Origin of the sequence: Christiangramia fulva (assembly GCF_003024155.1) — a bacterium.
GTDB classification, from domain to species: Bacteria; Bacteroidota; Bacteroidia; order Flavobacteriales; family Flavobacteriaceae; genus Christiangramia; species Christiangramia fulva.
In genome coordinates, this window is the sequence record NZ_CP028136.1 from 1,952,800 (window position 1) to 1,974,930 (window position 22,131).

The 22,131-nt window shown below is 41.9% G+C and carries 9 protein-coding genes; all 9 read left to right on the forward strand.

Annotated elements, in window-relative coordinates; genetic code table 11:
• Positions 1–185: 185 nt before the first annotated feature.
• Genes C7S20_RS08985 through C7S20_RS09025 form a run of 9 tightly spaced genes read left to right on the forward strand, consistent with a single transcriptional unit; the run spans position 186 to position 22,119 of the window.
• Positions 186–1,328 (forward strand): FIST signal transduction protein, encoded by a 1,143-nt coding sequence (locus tag C7S20_RS08985; protein WP_107012171.1) that lies wholly within the window; start codon positions 186–188, stop codon positions 1,326–1,328.
• Positions 1,325–2,470 carry an FIST signal transduction protein gene (locus C7S20_RS08990; protein WP_107012172.1) on the forward strand — a complete coding sequence of 382 codons (1,146 nt, stop codon included), beginning with the start codon at positions 1,325–1,327 and terminating at the stop codon, positions 2,468–2,470. Before C7S20_RS08985 ends, C7S20_RS08990 begins: the two co-directional genes overlap by 4 nt.
• Complete coding sequence (locus C7S20_RS08995) at positions 2,467–3,618, forward strand: FIST signal transduction protein (protein WP_107012173.1); 1,152 nt, start codon at positions 2,467–2,469, stop codon at positions 3,616–3,618. Before C7S20_RS08990 ends, C7S20_RS08995 begins: the two co-directional genes overlap by 4 nt.
• 52 nt (positions 3,619–3,670) lie before the next feature.
• On the forward strand, positions 3,671–4,216 hold the full coding sequence (locus tag C7S20_RS09000) for a RidA family protein (protein WP_107012174.1): 546 nt from the start codon (positions 3,671–3,673) through the stop codon (positions 4,214–4,216).
• A gap of 3 nt (positions 4,217–4,219) precedes the next feature.
• The gene (locus C7S20_RS09005) at positions 4,220–5,254 is read left to right on the forward strand and encodes a sensor histidine kinase (protein ID WP_107012175.1); all 1,035 of its coding nucleotides are present in this window, start codon (positions 4,220–4,222) and stop codon (positions 5,252–5,254) included.
• A gap of 8 nt (positions 5,255–5,262) precedes the next feature.
• Complete coding sequence (locus tag C7S20_RS09010) at positions 5,263–11,628, forward strand: ATP-binding protein (RefSeq protein ID WP_159039907.1); 6,366 nt, start codon at positions 5,263–5,265, stop codon at positions 11,626–11,628.
• Between the two features lie 5 nt (positions 11,629–11,633).
• Entirely contained in the window at positions 11,634–13,679 is a 2,046-nt protein-coding gene (locus C7S20_RS09015) for an ATP-binding protein (protein ID WP_159039908.1), read from the forward strand.
• A gap of 11 nt (positions 13,680–13,690) precedes the next feature.
• Positions 13,691–18,667 carry a GAF domain-containing protein gene (locus C7S20_RS09020; protein WP_107012178.1) on the forward strand — a complete coding sequence of 1,659 codons (4,977 nt, stop codon included), beginning with the start codon at positions 13,691–13,693 and terminating at the stop codon, positions 18,665–18,667.
• Positions 18,664–22,119 carry a sensor histidine kinase gene (locus C7S20_RS09025; RefSeq protein ID WP_107012179.1) on the forward strand — a complete coding sequence of 1,152 codons (3,456 nt, stop codon included), beginning with the start codon at positions 18,664–18,666 and terminating at the stop codon, positions 22,117–22,119. Before C7S20_RS09020 ends, C7S20_RS09025 begins: the two co-directional genes overlap by 4 nt.
• Positions 22,120–22,131 lie beyond the last annotated feature (12 nt).

The window sequence follows — 22,131 nt, forward strand, 5'->3', positions numbered from 1 at the left end:
TTTATTCCGCCCCCACCGACCCTTATCATCTTAATAAAAACATTGTTTTTTAGATGAAGATTATTGTACCCTGCCAATAGTATTACCCAGACTTTCCCCGGAGTCTATTATTGTTAAAAATTAAAAAATCGATAAGCTGTTTTCTCAGGTGACCTGAGATTACCCATATCATACCCATCTAAAGAATGAAGGCAAAATCTATCAGGGGCTCCGCTATAACCGAAGTGGAAGACAAACTCAATCAGTTAGTTAACAATGACTTTCAACCTACTCTGGCTATTATTTTTATTTCAAAGAGTATGGACTTTTCAGCCATTAATAAACTTTTTGATGTAAAGGATATAGCCGTCTTCGGGCTTACCACAAATGGTGAGTTTATAGATGAAAATCTAAATACCTCATCGGCAGCAATTCTTCTGCTGGATATAAAGCCTGATTACTTTCAGATTTATTCCGAAGAATTCGAAAACAGAAATTTTAAGAAAATAGCTGAAAAAGTAGCTGAAAAATCCAAAAAGCGATTCGATCATCCGGCCTTTTTATTAGGGATAAGTAATGCCGCTACTGATGGTGAACTGATACTTCGCGGACTGGAAGCGGTGATAGATAAAAATTTAAATGCTTTTGGAGGTGCTGCCGGCGATGACTTTTCTTTTAGCGAAACCATCGTTTTTACAAATAATTTTGAAAGCAATAATGGTCTTGTTTGCCTGGTTCTCGATGAAGAAAAAATAGAGATCAAAGGTATTGCCACCTGCGGCTGGAAAGCCGTGGGCACAGAAAAAACAGTTACTAAAAGTGAAGGGAACCATGTTTATACCATAGATAATATTCCGGCACTTGACATAACTACAAAGTATGGCGGACTCGAAAATGTGACTCCTGAGAATAAAGACCTTTTAATGGAATTGGCGGGTAATTTCCCGCTGCAATTACAACGTCCGCAGGGCGATCCCGTAATGCGTCCGGGCCTGGTGGTAGACTGGAATGATCATTCTTTTTTTACCAGTGGCTCTGTACCACAGGGATCTAAAGTTAGATTCTCGTTACCGCCGGATTTTGATGTAATGGAAAAAGTGGTAAAAGAGGTTGAAAATTTAAAGGAAACCGAAATGCCCGAAGCCGATGCGGTAATCGTTTTTAGCTGTGGGGGCAGGTTAATTTCCCTTGGGCCATTAATGCCTCAGGAAATTGAAGGAATAAAAGAAGTCTGGAACGTCCCTATGGTGGGGATGTTTAGCAATGCAGAACTTGCCAGGGCTACGGGAGGAAATCTGGAAATGCATAATCTAACTACCTGCTGTGTGGCTATAAAAGAGAAAGTATGAAGGCACGGTCAATCAAAGCAAACTCCGTTAAGCAGCTGCAACAGGTATTAGCTGGTGTTATCTCGAATGATTTTTCACCTACAATGGTAGTGTTGTTTCTATCAGTTCAGCAGGACAGGCAAGCGGTAGTGGATTTATTTAATCAGTATAAAATTGATGTTTTCGGCGCTACCACTTCAGGAGAATTCATAGATGGCGAAACCGGGAATGGAAGTATTGTCGCATTGTTACTTGAGATAAATTCCGAATTCTACAAACTTAAATTCCTGGAGACCGGTGAAAAATCTACCAAGGAGAATGCAGTTGAAATTGGCAGGTTAGGAAAAGAACTATTTGCCAATCCGGCATTTATCATAGTGTCGGGATGGTTAACCCAGGATGGAGAGGCTATCGTGGAAGGAATTACCAATGGAGCCGGAGGTGAAGTAGTGATCTTTGGCGGAATGGCCGGCGACGATTTAAAGCTAGAGGGGCCTCTGGTTTTTAATAATACCCAGAAGAGTGATAAAGGCCTGCTCGCCTTCATTTTAGATGCCGATAAAATCGAAATAAATGGGATTGCTACCTGTGGCTGGAAGGCTATAGGAACCAATAAGACCATCACGAAAAGTGAAGATAATGTGGTGTATACCATCGATGACAAACCTGCTCTTGACACTATTATGAAATACCTGGGAGTGGAAATAAATTTTGATCAGGCCAAGGAGATAGTAACCCAGATTGGAGCTTATTATCCGCTCCAGATGGAGCGGGAAAATGTAGCTCCGGTGATGCGAACGGCTATGTTTGCGAATTTACAGGACAGGTCGCTTATCTGTGCTGGGAATGTGCCGCAGGGATCCAGGGTGAAATTCTCCCTTCCGCCAGATTTTGATGCTATTGAAATAGTGGTAGAAGAATGCAAGGCACTTAAAAAGAATAAGCAACCTGAAGCAGATGCCTTAATCATGTTTTCCTGTATTAGTAGAAATCTGTCTTTCGGAATTTTGATAAGTGAAGAAATAGACCAGGTGAAAGAGGTCTGGGATGCTCCCATGGTAGGGTTTTTTAGTTATGGTGAATTTGGAAAATCACATACCGGGAAACACGAATTTCATAATAACACCTGTTGCCTCGTTGCATTAAAAGAGAAAGTAGGATGAAAGCTAAAAGTATTTCAGGCAATTCAATAAGCAGTATAAAATCGGCTTTGGAAAATTCACTGCAGGACGGATTCAAGCCAACACTGGCCTTTGTTTTTATTTCAGTAAAGCAGGACCGCAAGGCGGTTTCATCTTTATTAATTGAGAATGGAATTGATGTTTTGGGTGCAACTTCATGCGGAGAATTTATAAATGAGCATCAAACCGATGGTGAAATAGCCATGCTTTTAATGGAGATATCCAAAGATCTGTACAGCCTGGAATTTGAAAAAATAGACGATGATCAAATGGAATCGGCTACTCAGAGTTTAGCCAATAAAGCGCTCAAAAAGTTTCAAAATCCTGCTCTAATTCTTTGTAGCACTGCTATAAACCGAAAGGCTGAATTTTTTGACGGTCACAGGATGGTTTCCAGTCTTAAAACGAGCCTTGGGCCGGATAAGGTCTATTACGGTGGTATGGCCGGAGATGACTGGAACATGAATGGAACTTTTGTTTTTGCCAATGAAAATGAAACCGATTCCGGAATCACTGCAATTGTTCTTGATGGTGATAAAATCCAATTGAATGGAATGGCGATTAACGGATATAAGCGCATGGGTATTTGCAGAACTGTCACTAAAAGCAAGGCTAACCTGCTCTATGAAATAGATGGAAAGCCGGCGGTAGATATGTATTTGAAATATTTGGGTCAAAATGATCACCAGGATGATCTGGACATTTTTAAAGATGTTTCTGTAGAATATCCATTTATCGTTGAAAGGGATCAAAATGAAACAGTTTTAGTAAGTATACGGGAGATAAACGAGGAAGAAAATGCCTTGGTCACCGATATGAAATTGCCTGAGGGATCCAATTTTTGGTTCGCGCAGCCTCCGGGCTTTGATATTGTGGAAGAAATACTTGAAAAAGCAGCCATGATAAAGGAAACACAAAAAGCCAAAGCAGATGCATTGCTGGTTTTTTCCTGCGCTGGCAGGCCTCCCATTCTTGGGCCTATGGTAACCGAAGAAAACGAAGGTCTGGCCAAATTATGGAATGCACCAATGGCTGGCTTCTTTACCTATGGCGAATACGGAAGAGCCTATAAAGGAGCACAAAATGTTCATTCAGGCGCCTGTTGCTGGGTAGCATTAAAGGAAATATAAAAAAACGAGGAAGTCTGATTCTTTAAATCTCAGGCACTTTATAACTAGAATCATGAAAAAACGAACCATCCTTAATAAACATTTGTTGCTTCTTTTTGGTGTAACCTTCTTACTGACTTTTTCATTCCTGAGTTGTGATCAAAAGGAGAAAGAAAACCCAAAGGAAATGGAGAAAGAAACAATTGAAATCACAAAAACCGAAGTACCTGAAAAACCGGAGTATTTTCTGCTACGGCCGGAACTGGAAAAAACCTATGGCTATTCCCACGCCGTAAAAATTGGAAATGACCTTAAGATTTCGGGAGCCGTGAGCATGGATAATGACGGGAATCTGTTAGCGGAGGGAGATATGAGGCAGCAAATGAAAAATGTTTATTCCGATCTCGAAAAGATTTTAAAGCATTACGGCTATTCTTTTGACGATGTGGTGGTGGAAAATGTGTACACCACCAATATGGCAAAGTTTATCGAGGTTTCCACTTTTAGAGATTCCATTTACAAAAAACAGTTCCCCACAGGCACCTGGCTCGAAGTTAAAGGCCTGGCCCTGCCCGGGCAATTAATAGAGATCGATATGGAAGCACATAAATCAGAATAAAAAATGAACCCTCAGCATCAGGCAATTCTTGATTTCATCGAGTCAAAACTTCAACTTTCTAAAGAGGAGAAAGAAGAAGCTGTAAAATTGGTCAAAGAGGCCGATAAAGTCCTGACGATCTCAGAATTTAAACTGGAGCGCACCGAAAAGGTAAAGCGTACCACCGCCATTCTTCTGGAAGAAACAATTGATGAACTTGAGCAGAAAAGAAGATCTATTGAAGAGGCAAATCAGGCCTTGAACAACTCTATAAAAGAGCTGAAAGCGACTCAGGCACAGCTTATTCAATCTGAAAAAATGGCAAGCCTCGGTGAACTTACCGCAGGCATCGCCCATGAGATCAAGAATCCGCTGAATTTCGTCAATAATTTTTCTGAAGTCAGTAAAGAACTTTTAGAAGAAATGAAGGAAGAATTAGAGAAGGGGAACTATGATCTGGTGGCAGAAATAGCCGGAGATGTCAACCAAAATCTTGAAAAGATATTACATCACGGGAAGCGTGCCGATGGGATTGTAAAAGGGATGCTGCAGCACAGCAGGAGCAATAGCGGCCAGAAAGAAGAAATCACGGTCAACAATTTTGTAGATGAATATTTGAGATTGGCCTATCACGGGTTGAGGGCAAAAGACAAAAGCTTTAATGCTAAAATGGAAACCGATTTTGATCCAAATGCAGGAAAAATAATGGCCATTCCCCAGGAGTTGGGCAGAGTAGTTCTAAACCTGGTGACCAATGCTTTCTATGCCGTGGATGAGAAAAAGAAAGAGGACGGTGGTGGTTTTGAACCCACGGTTCATATCAAAACCTGCCGGGAGAAAGAGGTGATAAAAATTCAGGTAATCGATAATGGAAAAGGGATCCCGAAAGAGAACAGGGAGAAAATATTTCAGCCGTTTTTCACCACCAAACCTACGGGACTGGGAACCGGACTTGGTCTTTCCATTTCCTACGATATTATAAAGGCGCATGGTGGAGTGCTGAACGTATCTACTAAGGCAGGAGTGGGAACCACCTTCACTATTGAATTACCAATATGAATGAAGCCATGAAATTAACAAAAGAACAGGAAGCGGAAATCATGCCGATCTATGAGAAGTGGTGGCATAGCTACTTGAATGGTGATGTAAAAACCTATGATCATTATCTGGATGATCACTACCGATTTGTTGGTTCTACAGAGGCAGAAGATTTTTTGAACAAACTGGATACCACCAAATTCTTTGATGATACGGCAGAACAACTTGCTGGAAAAACCCAAAAAAGAAACAGTAAACTTACTACAGAATATTACGACGGGATTGTATTCATAACGGAATTGGCGGACGCATACCTGCTGTTCGGAGATGAGTGGACTTTTTATGGAAAATTCCGTTTTTCATCCATGCTCAGAAAAAGGCCTGACGGCTGGCGCTTTATTTATCAGCATTTTTCCGTTCCCGATTCTAAAGCACAGGAGGGTGAAACAATAGGATTTGAACAGGTATCAAAGGAAAATCAGGAATTAAGGGATGCCATTAAAAGGCGAACCGCAGAGTTGGAAAACAAAAACCGAGAGCTGGAGATTGAAACAGCTCTGGAACGGGTTCGAGCCCGAACCATGGCGATGCAGCATTCCAATGAACTTACTGAAGCTTCCGAAATACTGGATGAGCAGGTTCGTGCACTGGGCATTCAGACCTGGGGCTGTGCATTTCATATTTATGCTAACGATCCGGACGGTGACTATGAATGGTTCAGCAGCCGCGAAGGGACTTTACCATTTTACAAAACACCACGTAAAAATTTCTTCCTTAAATTTTACGAAAAGGGTAAAGCCGGCGAAGCTTTTCATGTGGAAGAATTCATTGGAGAGGATTGCAAAGCACATTATGAATTCTTGATGACCATTCCTGTGATGGGTGATGCCCTGAGGGAAATTGTGGCTTCCGGTGGCCAATTGCCCGAGTCCCAATTTGACCATATTGCTTTTTTTAAGCATGGATTCCTCCTTTTTATTACCTACAAGCCGGTTCCTGAATCACATTCCATTTTCCAACGTTTCGCAAAAGTATTTGAGCAAACTTATACCCGTTTTCTCGATCTCCAAAAAGCAGAAGCACAGGCAAAAGAAGCAAAAATAGAAGCTGCCCTGGAAAGAGTGAGGAGCAGGACTATGGCCATGCAGCACAGTGATGAGTTACAGGAAGCTGCGATATTAATGTTCGATCAAATTGCAGGGTTGGATGTCAACTTAATAGGTTGCGGTTTTAATATCTGGGATGAGGATCAAAAATCTGCTACTGCCTGGATGTCTGGACTAAATCGTATTCAGTTGCCATTTAAGACATCAAGTTCAGAAGATATTTTCAAAAGGATTTATGAAGCTGCACAGCGGGGTGATACGCTATTTGTAGAAGAACAATCTGGAGAAGAACTGGAAGCTCACTATAAATACATGGCTTCTATTCCCGAGTTCCAGAAGATAATCGATAATCTTGCCGTTGAAGGACTTACAACCCCATCTTTCCAGGTGATGCACTGCGCTTTTTTTCAACAGGGTTATCTGATGTTTATCACGCCAGAACCAATGCTTGAAGCTAAGGAAGTATTTAAGCGATTCGCAAAAGTATTTGAGCAAACATATACCCGTTTTCTCGATCTTCAAAAAGCAGAAGCACAGGCCAGGGAAGCACAAATAGAAGCAGGATTAGAAAGAGTTCGTGCGAGAAGTATGGCGATGCAACGTACCGACGAACTTCAGGAAGCAGCCGAAGTACTTAATGATGAACTTATCCGGCTTGGCCTCAGGAAAATTAACCAATGTGGCTACGGCATTTACAATGAAGAAAAAGGTAATCAGGTATTATGGCTCACCAGACCCGGCGGAACTTCCCGGGAAAAATTTACACTGCCCATTCAGGGTGAAACCATTCTGAATGAGCGATACAATTCATGGAAACAAGGTGATCCCCTTTGTCACCAAAAAGTAACTAAAAAGCAATTCGAATCCCATCTCAATCTGGTTTTTGATCAGCTCGGATCAAAAGTGGCTCAGGACATAGCTCGAAAAGAGATGCCGGATAATCCCCATTTTTATTGCGCTAATTTTCGCGATGGATATCTGCACATTGTCGCAGATGAGGCACTGGATACAGAGCAAGAGCAAATCATGGTGAGGTTTGCCCGTGTATTTTCCCAGACTTATACCCGCTTCCTCGATCTCCAAAAAGCAGAAGCTCAGGCACGTGAAGCGCAGATAGAAGCGGGACTTGAAAGAGTTCGAAGCCGAACCATGGCTATGCAGAGCTCCGAAGAATTGGCAGACGTAGCCTTTGTACTCTTTGAACAACTAAGAGGCCTGGGTGGAAATCTTTGGGGTACCGGTTTTGGATTATGTAAGAAGGATAGCGATATGGATTCCTTCTGGTTTGCCAATGAGCATGGGGTTTTCCCGCCGGTGTCTATTCCAAACACTACAGATCCTGCTCATAAACAAATGTTTGAAGGATGGAAAGCCGGTAAAGATATCCTGACCATAGAGGCTGGCGGTAAGAAACTTAAAAGACATTATGAATACATGCTTTCTCTGCCGGAGGTTAAACCCTTTTTTCAAAAAATTATCGATGAAGGACTCACATTTCCAAAGTGGCAGCAGTGGAATGCCGCCTATTTCGAGCATGGATATTTGTTAATTATTAGTCTCGAACCCTATTCGAATGCGGAAGTTTTGGTACGGTTTGCCAAAGTATTTGATCAGACCTATACCCGCTTTCTCGATCTGAAAAAAGCCGAGGCACAGGCAAGAGAAGCAAAAATAGAAGCTGCCCTGGAAAGAGTGAGAGCCCGAACGATGGCTATGCACAAAAGTGCAGAGCTCAAGGAAGTCATACAGTTGATTTATGACCAATTTGGATTTTTAGGAATTAACATAGAACATACCGGATTCATTCTGGATTACAAGGAAAATGAAGATATGCACATCTGGCTGGCCGACCAGCAGAATATCCCTGCACAGGTCGTTATACCTTATTTTGATGCGCCCCACTGGAATAGTTTTAAAAAGGCTAAAGGAAAAGGAGAAAATTTTTTCGTGAATCATCACGATGCGGCAAAGACCAGAGATTTTTATCAGAAACTTTTTAAAGTTGTACCCGATTTTCCGGAGGAAGAAAAGGAATTTTACCTTAGCCGTCCAGGATTGGATATTTCTACCGTTCTAGGGGACAATATTGGGCTATATATTGAGCGTTTCTCTGGCAAATCCTTTTCCGACCAGGATAATTCGATATTGAGGCGTTTTGCAAAAGTCTTTGAACAAACCTATACCCGTTTTCTGGATCTCCAAAAAGCAGAAGCTCAGGCCCGGGAAGCAAAAATAGAAACAGCTCTAGAGAAAGTACGGTCCCGTTCACTGGCCATGCACAACAGCGATGAGCTGAATGAAGTGGTGAAGGTATTATTCGAAAAAATGACGGAGCTGGAGATTCCGTCCACTGCCGTCGGTATTCAAACGTTTTCGGAAGACTCTAAAGATATGCAGTGTTTTATTTGCGGAGATGTGGGTACCGGAATGGTCATCGATCAGTATCTGCTGCCCTATTTCGATCATCCTATCTTGAACGATTACCTCGAAGCATACGAAAAGAGTCCGGACTATTATGTGGGCACCTATTCGAAAAAAGAGAAAGACAGCCTTTACGAAGTGGTTTTAGACCTTCCTGAATTGAAGGATATACCGGCTGAGGTTAAAACCATGATAAGAGAAAGCGAATTCTATGAGATTACCATGGTGCCGGCTAAGAAATCGCTATTGGCCGTGAATGATTTTCAAGGAAATCCGCTATCGGAAAGTCAGATCAGCATTTTAAAACGATTTGCAAAGGTATTTGATCAGGCGTTCATCCGGTTTTTAGACCTTCAAAACGTTGAAGAACGAGCCCGGGAGGCACAAATCGAAGCAGCTCTGGAAAGAGTGAGGAGCAGGACTATGGCCATGCACAAAAGTGAAGAGTTGGCAGAAACTGCAGCTGTCCTTTTCGAACAGCTTCGTATTCTTGGCAATACACCAGAAAGGATCAATCTGGGCATTTTTAAAGAAGAGGAAAATCTCATTGAATGGTGGATCACCACCCAGGATGGTCTTCTAATAGAAAATAATTTTATCACCAAGTTTGACGATCATCCGGTCTTAATGGGAATGTTTAAAGCTTGGAAAGAGAAGAAAAAATCTAACGTAATAAAGCTTCAAGGGGAGGATGTGAAGGATTGGGTCCAATACATTACAAAAGTTTTGGGAATGCCCGTGTACCCGGAATTAGTTAAAGAACAAAGGGTACTATCCTCGGCATACTTCTCTCAAGGATTGATCGGTACAACCACATCAAACCCTTTGCAAATGGAAACAATTGGCCTGCTAGAGAGATTTGCAGCTGTATTCCAACAAACCTACACCCGTTTTCTTGATCTCCAAAAAGCAGAAGCTCAGGCAAAAGAAGCGAAAATAGAAACTGCCCTCGAAAAAATTCGCTCCCGTACCATGGGTATGCAGTCGAGTGAGGAACTGCCGGAAGTGGCAAACCTGCTATTCCTGGAAGTGCAGGATCTGGGCATTCCGGCCTGGAGTTGTGGGTACTGTATATTAATGGAAGATCGTGGGTCAAGCACATGCATCATGAGCAGTGAAGGGACACTTCAGAAACCATTTCTTCTTCGCCATACCGGAGAGGCTTCGTTTCTGGAATGGGATGGTTTTGTTCACAGTGACAAGACCTTTTTCACTCAGGAACTGGAGGGTGATGCTATTGAAAGTCACTACAACTACATGAAATCCCTGCCGCAGCTGAAACTTATTTTTCAAGAGCTTATAGACGCTGGATTATCTCTCCCAACTTATCAGATCAACCACCTCTGTAAATTCAGTCACGGATTTCTCTTGTTTATAACCTACGAGCCGGTTCCCGATGCTCACGATATTTTTAGACGCTTTACCAAAGTCTTTGACCAAACATATACCCGTTTTCTAGATCTCGAAAAAGCCGAAGCACGGGAAAAAGAGGCCGTAAAACAAGCCTCTCTGGACCGGGTGAGGGGAGAGATCGCTTCCATGCGAACAACTAAAGATCTTGAGCGAATAACCCCCGTTATCTGGAAAGAACTTACAGTGCTCGGGGTTCCATTTTTCAGGTGTGGGGTGTTCATAATTCGCGAAGATGAAGAAATGGTGCACGCCTACCTGTCTAAACCAGATGGTGCCTCTGTGGCAGCGATCCATATCCCTTTTGATGATAAGGATAATAAACTTATTGAGCCTATGATCCAAAACTGGCGCCAACAAAAGACCTTTAAAGAAAAATGGGACAGAAAACAATTCATTCAACAAACACGACTATTTGTAGATAAGGGCCAGATCGAAAATCCCCAATCTTATCCTATTGTAAATACACCACCAGAAAATCTGGTCTTACACCTGGTACCATTTAAACAGGGTATGCTCTATATAGGGCATGAAGAAGATTTAACAAAAGAGCAGATATCTCTTGTGGAAAGTCTGTCCAAAGCTTTTTCTGTAGCCTATTCCAGGTATGAAGATTTTAAGGCCTTAGAGAACACTAAAAATAGTCTGGAGCATACAATAAAAGATCTTAAGTCAACCCAGGCCCAACTAATTCAGGCTGAAAAAATGGCCAGCCTTGGTCAGCTCACTGCGGGCATTGCGCATGAAATCAAGAATCCGCTGAATTTCGTCAATAATTTTTCTGAAGTAAGTAAAGAACTTCTGGAAGAGATGAGTGAGGAGCTCAAAAATGGTAATTATGATCTTGTAGCTGAAATTGCGGGAGACGTCAATCAAAATCTCGAAAAGATCCTGCACCACGGCAAGCGAGCTGATGGCATTGTAAAAGGTATGCTTGAGCACAGCCGCAGCAGTAGTGGTAAAAAAGAAGAGATCAATGTAAACAGTTTCGTAGATGAGTATTTAAGACTGGCATATCATGGTTTACGGGCCAAGGACAAAAGTTTTAATGCCACCATGAAAACCGATTTTGATCCCAAAACCGGAAAAATTGAAGCGGTTCCGCAGGAACTGGGCCGCGTTATCCTGAATTTGGTAACCAATGCTTTTTATGCGGTGAGTGAAAAGAAAATCCTTTCAAAGGCTCAGAAGAATAATGAATATGAGCCAAGGGTTTGGATAAGTACAAGAAGAACCAAAGATCAAATAGAAATAAAGGTTCGCGATAACGGGATGGGAATTCCGGAAGAGATACGGGAAAAGATATTTCAGCCTTTTTTTACCACCAAACCAACCGGGGAAGGTACAGGTCTTGGGTTGTCACTTTCCTATGATATAGTAAAGGCGCATGGGGGAAAAATTGAAATTAAGAGTACCCCCGGGCAGGGTTCCACATTTATAATTCAACTGCCAAAATGAGGTTTATGAAAATTATAAAAATCAATATCATTCTGTTTTTCATCCTGACCGTTCCTATGATGGTGTTCGGTCAACAAAATCCATTCTGGCAGGAACCTACAGCCGCCGAAGCTGACAGTTTAAAGACGGTGCTTCAATCTACTAAAAACGATTCATTGAAGATGTATATCAACCAGCAGCTTGGTCTGTATTATATAGAGAGAAGCCGGTCTACTGCACTTGAATATTATAAGGCGCAGTTGGAACTGGCAAAAAGCCTTGACCAAAAATTATGGGAAGCTGAAGCCTTGAGCAAGCTCGGTTATATATCAAGTGTGATCCAAAATTATCCCGGATCGTTACATTACCTTTTGGCTGCCCGTGACCTTGCATCAGATCCCAATGCCGGCATGAATATGTGGAAGGTTGAATACTTTACCGATGATGGGGTTGCAAATAGCGCGCGACTGACGGTCCTTATGGAAATCATTACCCATATCGGGGTACTCAACTACTTCGTTGGTAATTACGAAAAGGCCATCGAGTACTATCAGGAAGCCTCCGCATTGAATGAACTTAGACAGGATGAAGTTATGACTTCATTGCTGCATATGAACAAAGGGGAATCTTATTTTGAGATGGGGCAGTATGACTTGGCAAAAACCGAAATGGAGTCTGCGCTTAAACATTTTAGGTCCTCTGGTTATAATATATATACAGGACTGGTCTACTGGGATCTCGGGAATGTCTATGAAGCTCAGGGTAATTACAGCGAAGCAGAAAAATATTATAAAATGACTGTGGCAACCAATCTGGAAGAAGACCGACCCGATTTTCTTGGAATGGGATACCTGGCACTGGCCGGGTTATATGAAAGATCCGGATCTATTGATTCCAGTTATAATTTGGCTACTAAGGCCCTTTCTACATACTATGCCATAAACGATTCGCTGGGCTTAATTAATGCGCATTCAACCCTTGCCTCAGTTTTTGATGCCCGGGCTCAAGTTGACAGCGCTTATTACCATATGAAAGAGAGTGCGGCTTTAAGTTCAGCTATGAACAAAGAAGAGAGAGTAAAAGAATTTCAGGTACTGGGGCTCAACGAGCAGTTAAAATTGAATGAACTGAAGACCGAAAAGGTATTGTACCAGAACCGAATAAGAATGTATGGATTGGCTGCCGGAACCGGCGTTTTGCTTTTGATTAGTATGATAGCCTACAGAAACAGTCGCCGGCAAAAAAGAGATAAGGCGATTATTGAAGAATCCTATACAAAACTCAGAGCAACCCAGTCGCAACTAATCCAGCAGGAAAAACTCGCTTCCCTTGGTCAGCTTACTGCGGGCATTGCGCATGAGATCAAGAATCCGCTGAATTTCGTCAATAATTTTTCTGAAGTAAGTAAAGAACTTCTGGAAGAGATGAGTGAGGAGCTCAAAAATGGCAATTATGATCTTGTAGCTGAAATTGCGGGAGACGTCAATCAAAATCTCGAAAAGATCCTGCACCACGGCAAGCGAGCCGATGGCATTGTAAAAGGTATGCTTGAGCACAGCCGCAGCAGTAGTGGTAAAAAAGAAGAGATCAATGTAAACAGTTTCGTAGATGAGTATTTAAGACTGGCATATCATGGTTTACGGGCCAAGGACAAAAGTTTTAATGCCACCATGAAAACCGATTTTGATCCCAAAACTGGAAAAATAGAAGCGGTTCCGCAGGAACTGGGCCGGGTTATCCTGAATCTGGTAACCAATGCTTTTTATGCGGTGAGTGAAAGAAAGAACCTTCAACAAGCTCAGGAGGATAATGAATATGAGCCAAGGGTTTGGATAAGTACAAGAAGAACAAAAGATCAAATAGAAATAAAGGTTCGTGATAACGGGATGGGAATTCCGGAAGAGATACGGGAAAAGATATTTCAGCCTTTTTTCACCACCAAACCCACCGGAGAAGGTACAGGATTGGGGTTGTCGCTTTCTTATGATATAGTAAAGGCGCATGGTGGAGAAATAAAATTAGAAACCCATGATGGGGAAGGAACCATATTTACAATTTTCCTTAAAAAATAAAAGTACAGATTATGGAAGATGCAAAATCATTAGACAGGACAGAGGCTTATAAGGAGATTCTTAATCAGCTCAGGCAGCGTGAGGCAGAACTTAAACTTGTCAATAGTGTTCAGGAAGCAATAGGCAGTGGCAAAGAAATGAAGGATGTCTATGAACTGGTCGGTGAGAGAATACGAGAACTGTTTGATGCCCAGGTAACTATCATCGTGACTATTGATCAGCAAAAAGGAGAGGAATATTTCGAATATGCCTACGAAGACGGAGAACGCCTTAGTCTTCCCGGTCGAAAATATGATGAGGTGAGAAAAAAGATAATTAGGGAGAAAAATCTTCTTCACATCAGTGAAAATGCGGCTGAAGTTTTGTCTAAGATCAATGGGAAAACTTTTAAACCTGTTCCCGGAACCAGAATGGCCAAATCTGCTTTGTATGTTCCTATGGTCGTAGGTGAAGAGGTGATAGGATATGTTAGTATTCAAAACAATGATAGAGAAAATGCTTTTAACGAAGCCGATGTGCAGTTACTAAGTACTCTGGCAAACAGCATGAGCGTCGCTCTTGAAAATGCCCGTCTTTTTAATGAAACCGAACAGCGAAATGCGGAGCTGGCGGTAATAAACAGCGTACAACAGGGACTTGCTGCCCAAATGGATATTCAGGGTATATATGATCTGGTAGGAGACAAAATTCGTGATCTTTTTGATTCTCAGGTTACCGGCATTTATTCTTTTGATATAGAAAAAGGGATGGAGAATTTTCATTACCTCTTTGAAGACGGGGAACGATTGTATCCCGATCCACGTCCGTTAAACCAGATCAGGAAATGGATCATTGAGAACAAATCTCTGTTACTGGTTAATGAGGATGCGAATAATAAAATAGTTGCAATTACCGGCGAAAAACATACCGCAGTTCCCGGCACCCGCCTTCCTAAATCCATGCTCTTTGTGCCTTTAATTATAGGCAATGAAGTGAAAGGTTGTGTAAGTTTACAAAATCTTGATAAGGAAAATGCCTTCAGTGGTTCAGATGTTCAGCTACTGGGAACTATTGCCAATAGTATGAGCGTAGCCCTTGAAAATGCTCGTCTATTCAACGAAACCGAACAGCGAAATGCTGAACTGGCCGTGATCAATAGTGTGCAGCAGGGATTGGTGGCCGAAATGGATATGCAGGGAATTTATGATCTGGTAGGGGATAAGATTAGGAAATTATTTGATGCGCAGGTAACCGGTATTTATTCCTTTAATAAAGAAAAAGGAATTGAAAGTTTCGAATATTTATTTGAAGATGGGAAAAGAATCTATCCTAAACCAAGGCCTTATGATAAATTTAAGCAGCGTTTAATAAAAACGCAGAACACCATTAACATTCAGGAAAATATTAAAGAAGCTGTTACTACTATAACCGGGGAGGTGCCAAAAGCCGTTCCTGGGACTCAACTTCCAAAATCGGTAGTTTTTGTGCCCTTAAAAGTGGGTGATGATGTTCGGGGTTGCGTAAGCCTTCAAAATCTTGACAAGGAGCATGCCTTTAGTGATGCCGATGTACAGCTTTTGAGTACCCTGGTGAATAGTATGAGTGTGGCTCTGGAAAACGCCCGTCTATTTAATGAAACTGAACAAAGAAATGCCGAATTGGCGGTGATTAATAGTGTGCAGGAAGGTCTTGTGGCCGAAATGGATATGCAGGGCATCTATGACCTGGTTGGGGAAAGGGTTAGGCAGCTTTTTGATGCCGAAGTCATTGCTATAGTGACCCTAAATCTTGATGAAGAAAAAGAATATTTTCAATATGCATTTGAAGAAGGAGAACGTATTTACCCGTCAGGAAGGCTCTATGATAATATCCGGAGGAAAATAATCAACGAAAAATCTCCACTTTTAATAAGTGAAAATGCAGCCGAAATAATGTCGGAAATAAAGGGAGAAAAGGTGAAGCCTGTCCCTGGTACCCGCCTGGCAAAATCGGCTTTATATGTTCCCATGATCGTGGGTGATAAAGTGCAGGGTTACGTGACGCTACAAAATAATGATCGAGAGAACGCCTTTGACGATGCCGATGTGAGGTTACTTACTACTCTTGCCAACTCCATGAGTGTGGCTCTTGAAAATGCTCGTCTTTTTAGTGAAACCGAACAGCGGAATGCGGAGTTGGCGGTAATAAACAGCGTACAACAGGGCCTGGTAGCCGAGATGGATATGCAGGGAATCTATGATCTTGTAGGAGATAAGATCAGAAAACTTTTTGATTCCCAGGTTACCGTTATTGCCACCTTCAATTATGATAATAAAACGGAAGAATTCCATTATGTCTTTGAGGATGGCAAAAGGTTCAAAGATATTCAGCCTCGAAAATATGACCTGCTTAGACAGAAAATTATAGATACTCAGAATCTTATATGTATAAACGAAAATGCCGAAGAAGTATGGCGAAGAATTACAGGTAAGGCTCCAGATTCTGCCCCGGGTACTCGTACCAGCAAATCGATGTTGTATGTCCCTATGATCGTGGGAAAAGAGGTTCGAGGTTATGTAAGTCTTCAAAACCTGGATCGTGAAAATGCTTTCCCGGAATCTGATGTTCGATTATTAAGCACGCTGGCCAACAGTATGACGGTGGCGCTGGAAAATGCTCGTCTTTTCAATGAAACTGAACAAAGAAATGCAGAACTGGCTGTTATAAACAGTGTACAGGAAGGCCTGGTGGCTGAAATGGATATGCAGGGAATTTATGACCTGGTGGGAGATAAGATAAGAGATTTATTTGATGCCCAGGTAGCGGCAGTTGCAACTTTTAATTATAATAATAATACAGAGGAATTTCACTACATTTTTGAAGACGGAAAGCGCTTTGTGGGTACTATCAGACCTTTGGATAAAATTCGTCAATGTCTTATCGATTCTCAGCAGCTTCTTTATATCAATGAAAATGCGGATGAAGAATGGACAAAAATAACGGGAGAAAAGATCGTTGCGGTGCCGGGAACAAAAAATGCGAAATCTCTTCTTTTCGTGCCTATGACAGTGGGAAAAGAGGTAAGAGGATATGTGAGCCTTCAAAATCTTGATAAAGAAAATGCATTTAGCGATAGCGATGTGAGGCTGCTAAACACTTTGGTTAACTCTATGAGTGTGGCCCTTGAAAATGCTCGTCTCTTCAACGAAACCGAACAGCGAAATGCTGAACTCGCGGTGATCAACAGTGTTCAGGAAGGTTTAGTGGCCGAAATGGATATGCAGGGAATTTATGACCTTGTAGGTAACAGGCTACGAGACTTATTCGATGCTCAGGCTGTGGTCATAGCAACTTTAATTCCGGAAAGGAAAGAAGAAATTTTCAACTTTATTTATGAGAATGGGGAAAGGCATTACCCAAAACCTCGGCCATACAACGATTTGCGTCAAAAGTTGATAGATACCAAAGAGCTGATCTGTATTAATAAAGAAGCCGGAAAAGCTGCGAACCTCGTTCCCGGGACAAAGGAGCCTAAATCAATGATCTTCGTTCCTTTAATTATTGGGGATGTGGTTAATGGTTATATCAGCCTTCAGAATATAGATAGAGAAAATGCTTTTGATGATGCTGATATTAGATTACTGAGTACTCTGGCCAATAGTATGACAGTAACCCTGGAAAATGCCCGATTATTCAATGAAACTACACGATTATTGGCTGAAACAGAGCAAAGGGCTACCGAGATGCAAACGGTAAATAATATTAGCCGCGCCCTCGTTTCCCAGCTCGAATTCGATGCTTTAATGAATCTTGTGGGCGAGCAGATGCGCGAAACCTTTAGGGCAGATATTGTGTACCTCGCGCTTCATGATAAAGAAACAAATATGCTAAGTTTTCCATATTATTATGGGGATAACCCCAAGCCACGACCTTTCGGAAATGGAATTACTGAAAAAATAATCAACTCAAAAGAGCCCCTTCTTATCAATCAGAATATGGATGAAGCCTATGAAAAGATCAAGGCTGAGAAAAAAGGCCGAATGGTGGAATCTTATCTGGGGGTGCCTATCGTATACGGCAAAAAAGCGATCGGGGTTATAAGCGTGCAGAGTACCGAACAGGAAAACCGTTTTAACGAAAATGATCTTCGGCTTTTAACCACTATTGCAGCCAATGTGGGTGTGGCTATGCAAAATGCCGAGGCCTATGAAAAATTACAGGCAGCGCTTGCAGATCTTAAATCGGCACAAACCCAGCTGGTACAACAGGAAAAACTGGCTTCTTTAGGTCAGTTGGCGGCTGGAATCGCACATGAGATCAAGAATCCGCTGAATTTCGTCAATAATTTTTCTGAACTCAATGTCGAGCTGATCGATGAGGCCTTTGAAGAACTTCAAAAATCACCCTCAGATAAGAACATTTCCGAGGCTGTTGAAATTCTGAACGATGTGAAATCTAACCTTGTAAAAATATTACAACATGGCAACCGGGCAGACAGTATTGTAAAATCCATGCTTCAGCATAGCCGTGGCGGCAGTGGTAAAATTGAAAGGGTGGAATTCAACGAACTCATACGGGAATATGTGAATCTCGCTTTCCACGGGATGCGTGCCGGAAAAAAGGTGATCAATGTTTCAATAGATCTTCAGCTGGATGAAAATATTGGCAAAGTACCGCTGATCAGCGAAGATTTTAGTCGCGTTATACTCAATTTATGCAATAACGCTTTCGACGCGATGTTTGAAAAGTTACACGCGAAGCAGAAAACTTCAGAGTATTCACCAAAACTGACCATTCGATCCTATGAAAAAAACCGGAAGGTCTATCTGGAAATAGAAGATAACGGTCCGGGTATTCCTGAAGATCTAAAAGATAAAATTTTCCAGCCTTTTTTCACTACCAAAAAAGGAACGGATGGGACCGGGCTGGGTCTGAGTATCACGAACGATATTATTGAGGCTCATGGCGGTAGTTTAGCCATTGACAGCCGTGATTCGGCCACCATATTTAAAATAGAGATTCCGTCATGAAATACGTTTCACCACTTATACAATGTTTTTTACTCCTGGTGCTGGCTACTAACTTATCAGCTCAAAATACCGGGAAGGAAGCCCTGTACTTTCAAACCTACACTATTGAAGATGGATTGGCAGATAACAAAGTATTTGATCTTACTCAGGATCATTATGGGTATGTATGGATAGCAACAGGTTCAGGTGTAAGCAGGTTTGATGGTTATGAATTTATAAATTATCGAAACGATCCTGAAGATTCTACGAGTCTATCTGCCAACGGAACCTTCCATATTCTTTCTGACAGGGATAATAATATCTGGGTTGTTACTTTCAACGGATTAAATAAATTTGACCGCTCCTCGGGCAATTTCCACAGGTATAAGCACGACCCTGCCGATTCCACCTCCCTCCCGGATGATTTTATTAGAGAGCTATATGAATCAAAAAAGGGCACCCTGTGGATTGGCTCTGAAACCGCGCTCTCCTTTTTCGATGCAGAAGACAAAACTTTCAAGGAGGTTTTGACTTCTGCCGATAGTAAAACCGAAGATCCTCTAATCATATCATCAATTACTGAGGATAAGGACGGTAAGATTTGGGTGGCAAGCCTTGGAAACGGAATCATGAGCTTCGATCCTGAAACGGGGCAAAAAACTCATATCAATATAAACCAGAAAAATGGCTCCCAGCTTTCCAGTAAAGTGATTCAAACAATATTTATTGACGATAATGATATTCTTTGGGGAAACTATTTAAGGAGAGATGATAGGATGGGTGCTATACAAAAAGAAGTCAAACCAGGAACCCCTTCCGGCCTTTGGAAAAAAGATCTGAAAACCGGGGTTGAGTATACATATATATTTGAGCCGGAAAAGGCACATCCCCTGTGGTTTAGTGTGAGCGATATTATTCAAACTAAAGATGGCCGACTTTGGTTTTCTCAGTCCGGTGGTGCGCCTGAAAGCCTGGTGTATTATGACCGGAAGGCAGATTCTTTTTTTGGATATTCATATGATGCTTACAATCCCGGGTCTATCGCCTGGTCGTTTGCTACTACGCTATTAGAAGACAGCTTCGGTAATTTATGGGTGGGAACGTCCCGGGGCTTAAACCGCACCAGGCGAAATAAAATACAGATGAAATCTTTTGTTCCGGTTCCTGAAAACAGCCAAGATCTGACCAATAATATATATGGGATAACTGGGTTAGGAGAAAATAGATACGGGCTTACATCAGATGGTGCCCCCTTGATTATCTGGAATCGCAGCACCAATACCTGGTCCAGGCTGGAATCAGAAGCAAGAAGAGTTCCCATGATTTATGATGGCAACGACAAAGCATGGTATGTTTCAGAGGACTTTTCCATTAACAAAATTGATCTGAATACTCTGAAAACCAAATCCTTTGGCGTCCTTCCCAATCATGCACTGGTGAAACGAATGCTCAAATTAGCTGATGAAACGCTCGTGATAGGGGGAAATGGGTTGTGGACTTTAGATGAAGCATCCGGTCAATTCCACCAAATAGAATTGAAAGGCATAAAAAGCGATCGATATGGGCTATTCATTCCCTGGATGGATATAGATTCGAAAGGCACTTTATGGTTTATTGCTGGTAACGTATTGCTGGATAGTACAAAAACAAACTATAGATTTACAATCGCCGGATATAATCCAAAAACCGGAACATTAATCCCGCCCAAAATTAGTAAAGATTATATAAACGCTTTCGGTAATGGAATAGCCACTCATATTTTTAAAGATAGCCGGGAAAGGCTATGGGTTTCTAAAAGTAATGGCCTGGTCCAGTTGGATTCTACCTTTAGCCACATCAAAATTTATAACCAGACTAACGGGCTGCAGTATCCCGAAGTTTTAGGTACTATTGAAGATGATCAGGGAATGATATGGATAAGCACACGATATGGGATTTCCAGATTAAACCCCTCAACGGGATCGATTAGAAATTATGGACGGGATGACGGGTTGCGGCCCTCCAGAATGAATGAAGGAGCTATATACAAAAATCAGGAGGGGGTGCTCTTTTTTGGAGGAGTTGGGGGTATAACCTATTTTAAACCGGATACTATTCAGGAAATCTCAGATCCTCCGCCTATACGAATAGAATCAATGCATATAGGTGAAGATCAAAAAACTAACATACTTTCCCATTCAAACGCCGCGAAAGATATTGAGGTCGACTGGGATTCCAATTCTATCAATATCGAATATGTTTCGATCAATTACAGCAATCCTGATGAAACAACCTACTCGTATCAATTAGAGGGTTTTCAGAATAATTGGATGGATGCCGGGAAGCGACAGCAAGCTCAGTTCAGCAATCTGCCCGAGGGAGATTATACTTTCAAAGTAAAAGCCGTTAATGCAGATGGCCTGGGTTCTAAAAACAGTGCTTCAGTCTCATTCAGCATTTTGCCGCCGTGGTGGAGAACCTGGTGGGCATATACGTTTTACATAGTGCTTCTTATTGCCGCGATCATAGCTGCCGACAGGATCCAGCGCAGAAAAGTTCAGCAGAAAGAGAGAGAAAAGGCCCGTAAAAAAGAACTGGAACAGGCTCAGGAAATCAAAAAAGCTTATCTTGAACTTGAAGAAGCACACCATAATCTTCAGGCAGCCCAGAAACAACTGGTACAGCAGGAGAAACTTGCTTCTTTGGGACAACTCACGGCTGGAATTGCTCACGAGATCAAGAACCCGCTAAACTTCGTGAATAATTTTTCAGAGGTCAGTAATGAATTGATCGATGAGGCATGTGATGAATTGAAAAAACTCGATGATTCAGATGCCAAAAAGGAAATCCTGGCGATACTGCAGAGCGTAAAAGGGAATCTGAACAAAGTTCATCAACACGGTTCCAGAGCTAATGGAATTGTAACCTCAATGTTGCAGCATTCTCGCGGCGGGGAAGGTAAGAGAGAACCAACAGATCTTAATGCCCTGATTAAAGAATATGTCAATCTTTCTTTCCATGGTATGCGAGCGAGTAAAAATCCTATCAATGTCAAGATCGAATGGAAGCTCGAAAAGGAAGTGGGGATGATAAATTTAATTTCGGAAGATTTCTCCAGGGTCATAGTGAATCTTTGCAACAATGCTTTTGATGCTATGAGGGTAAAATCCCTTTCCCCGTCGCCTGGAAGTACCTCTGCCCCGGTGAATGTTACGGAGAATGAATGCAATTATGAGCCCAAATTAACCGTCCGAACCAGACGCGAGGAAAACCACATCACCATTGAAATAGAAGATAACGGTCCGGGTATTCCTGAAGATCTTAAAGACAATATCTTTCAGCCCTTTTTCACTACCAAAAAAGGAACCGAAGGCACGGGACTGGGGCTTTCAATTACCCATGATATTATCAATGCTCATGGCGGTGAACTGAAAATGGAAACCAGCCGGGGAAAAAATCCTTTTACAAAATTTATTATTCAACTGCCAAACTAAAATTAAATGGAT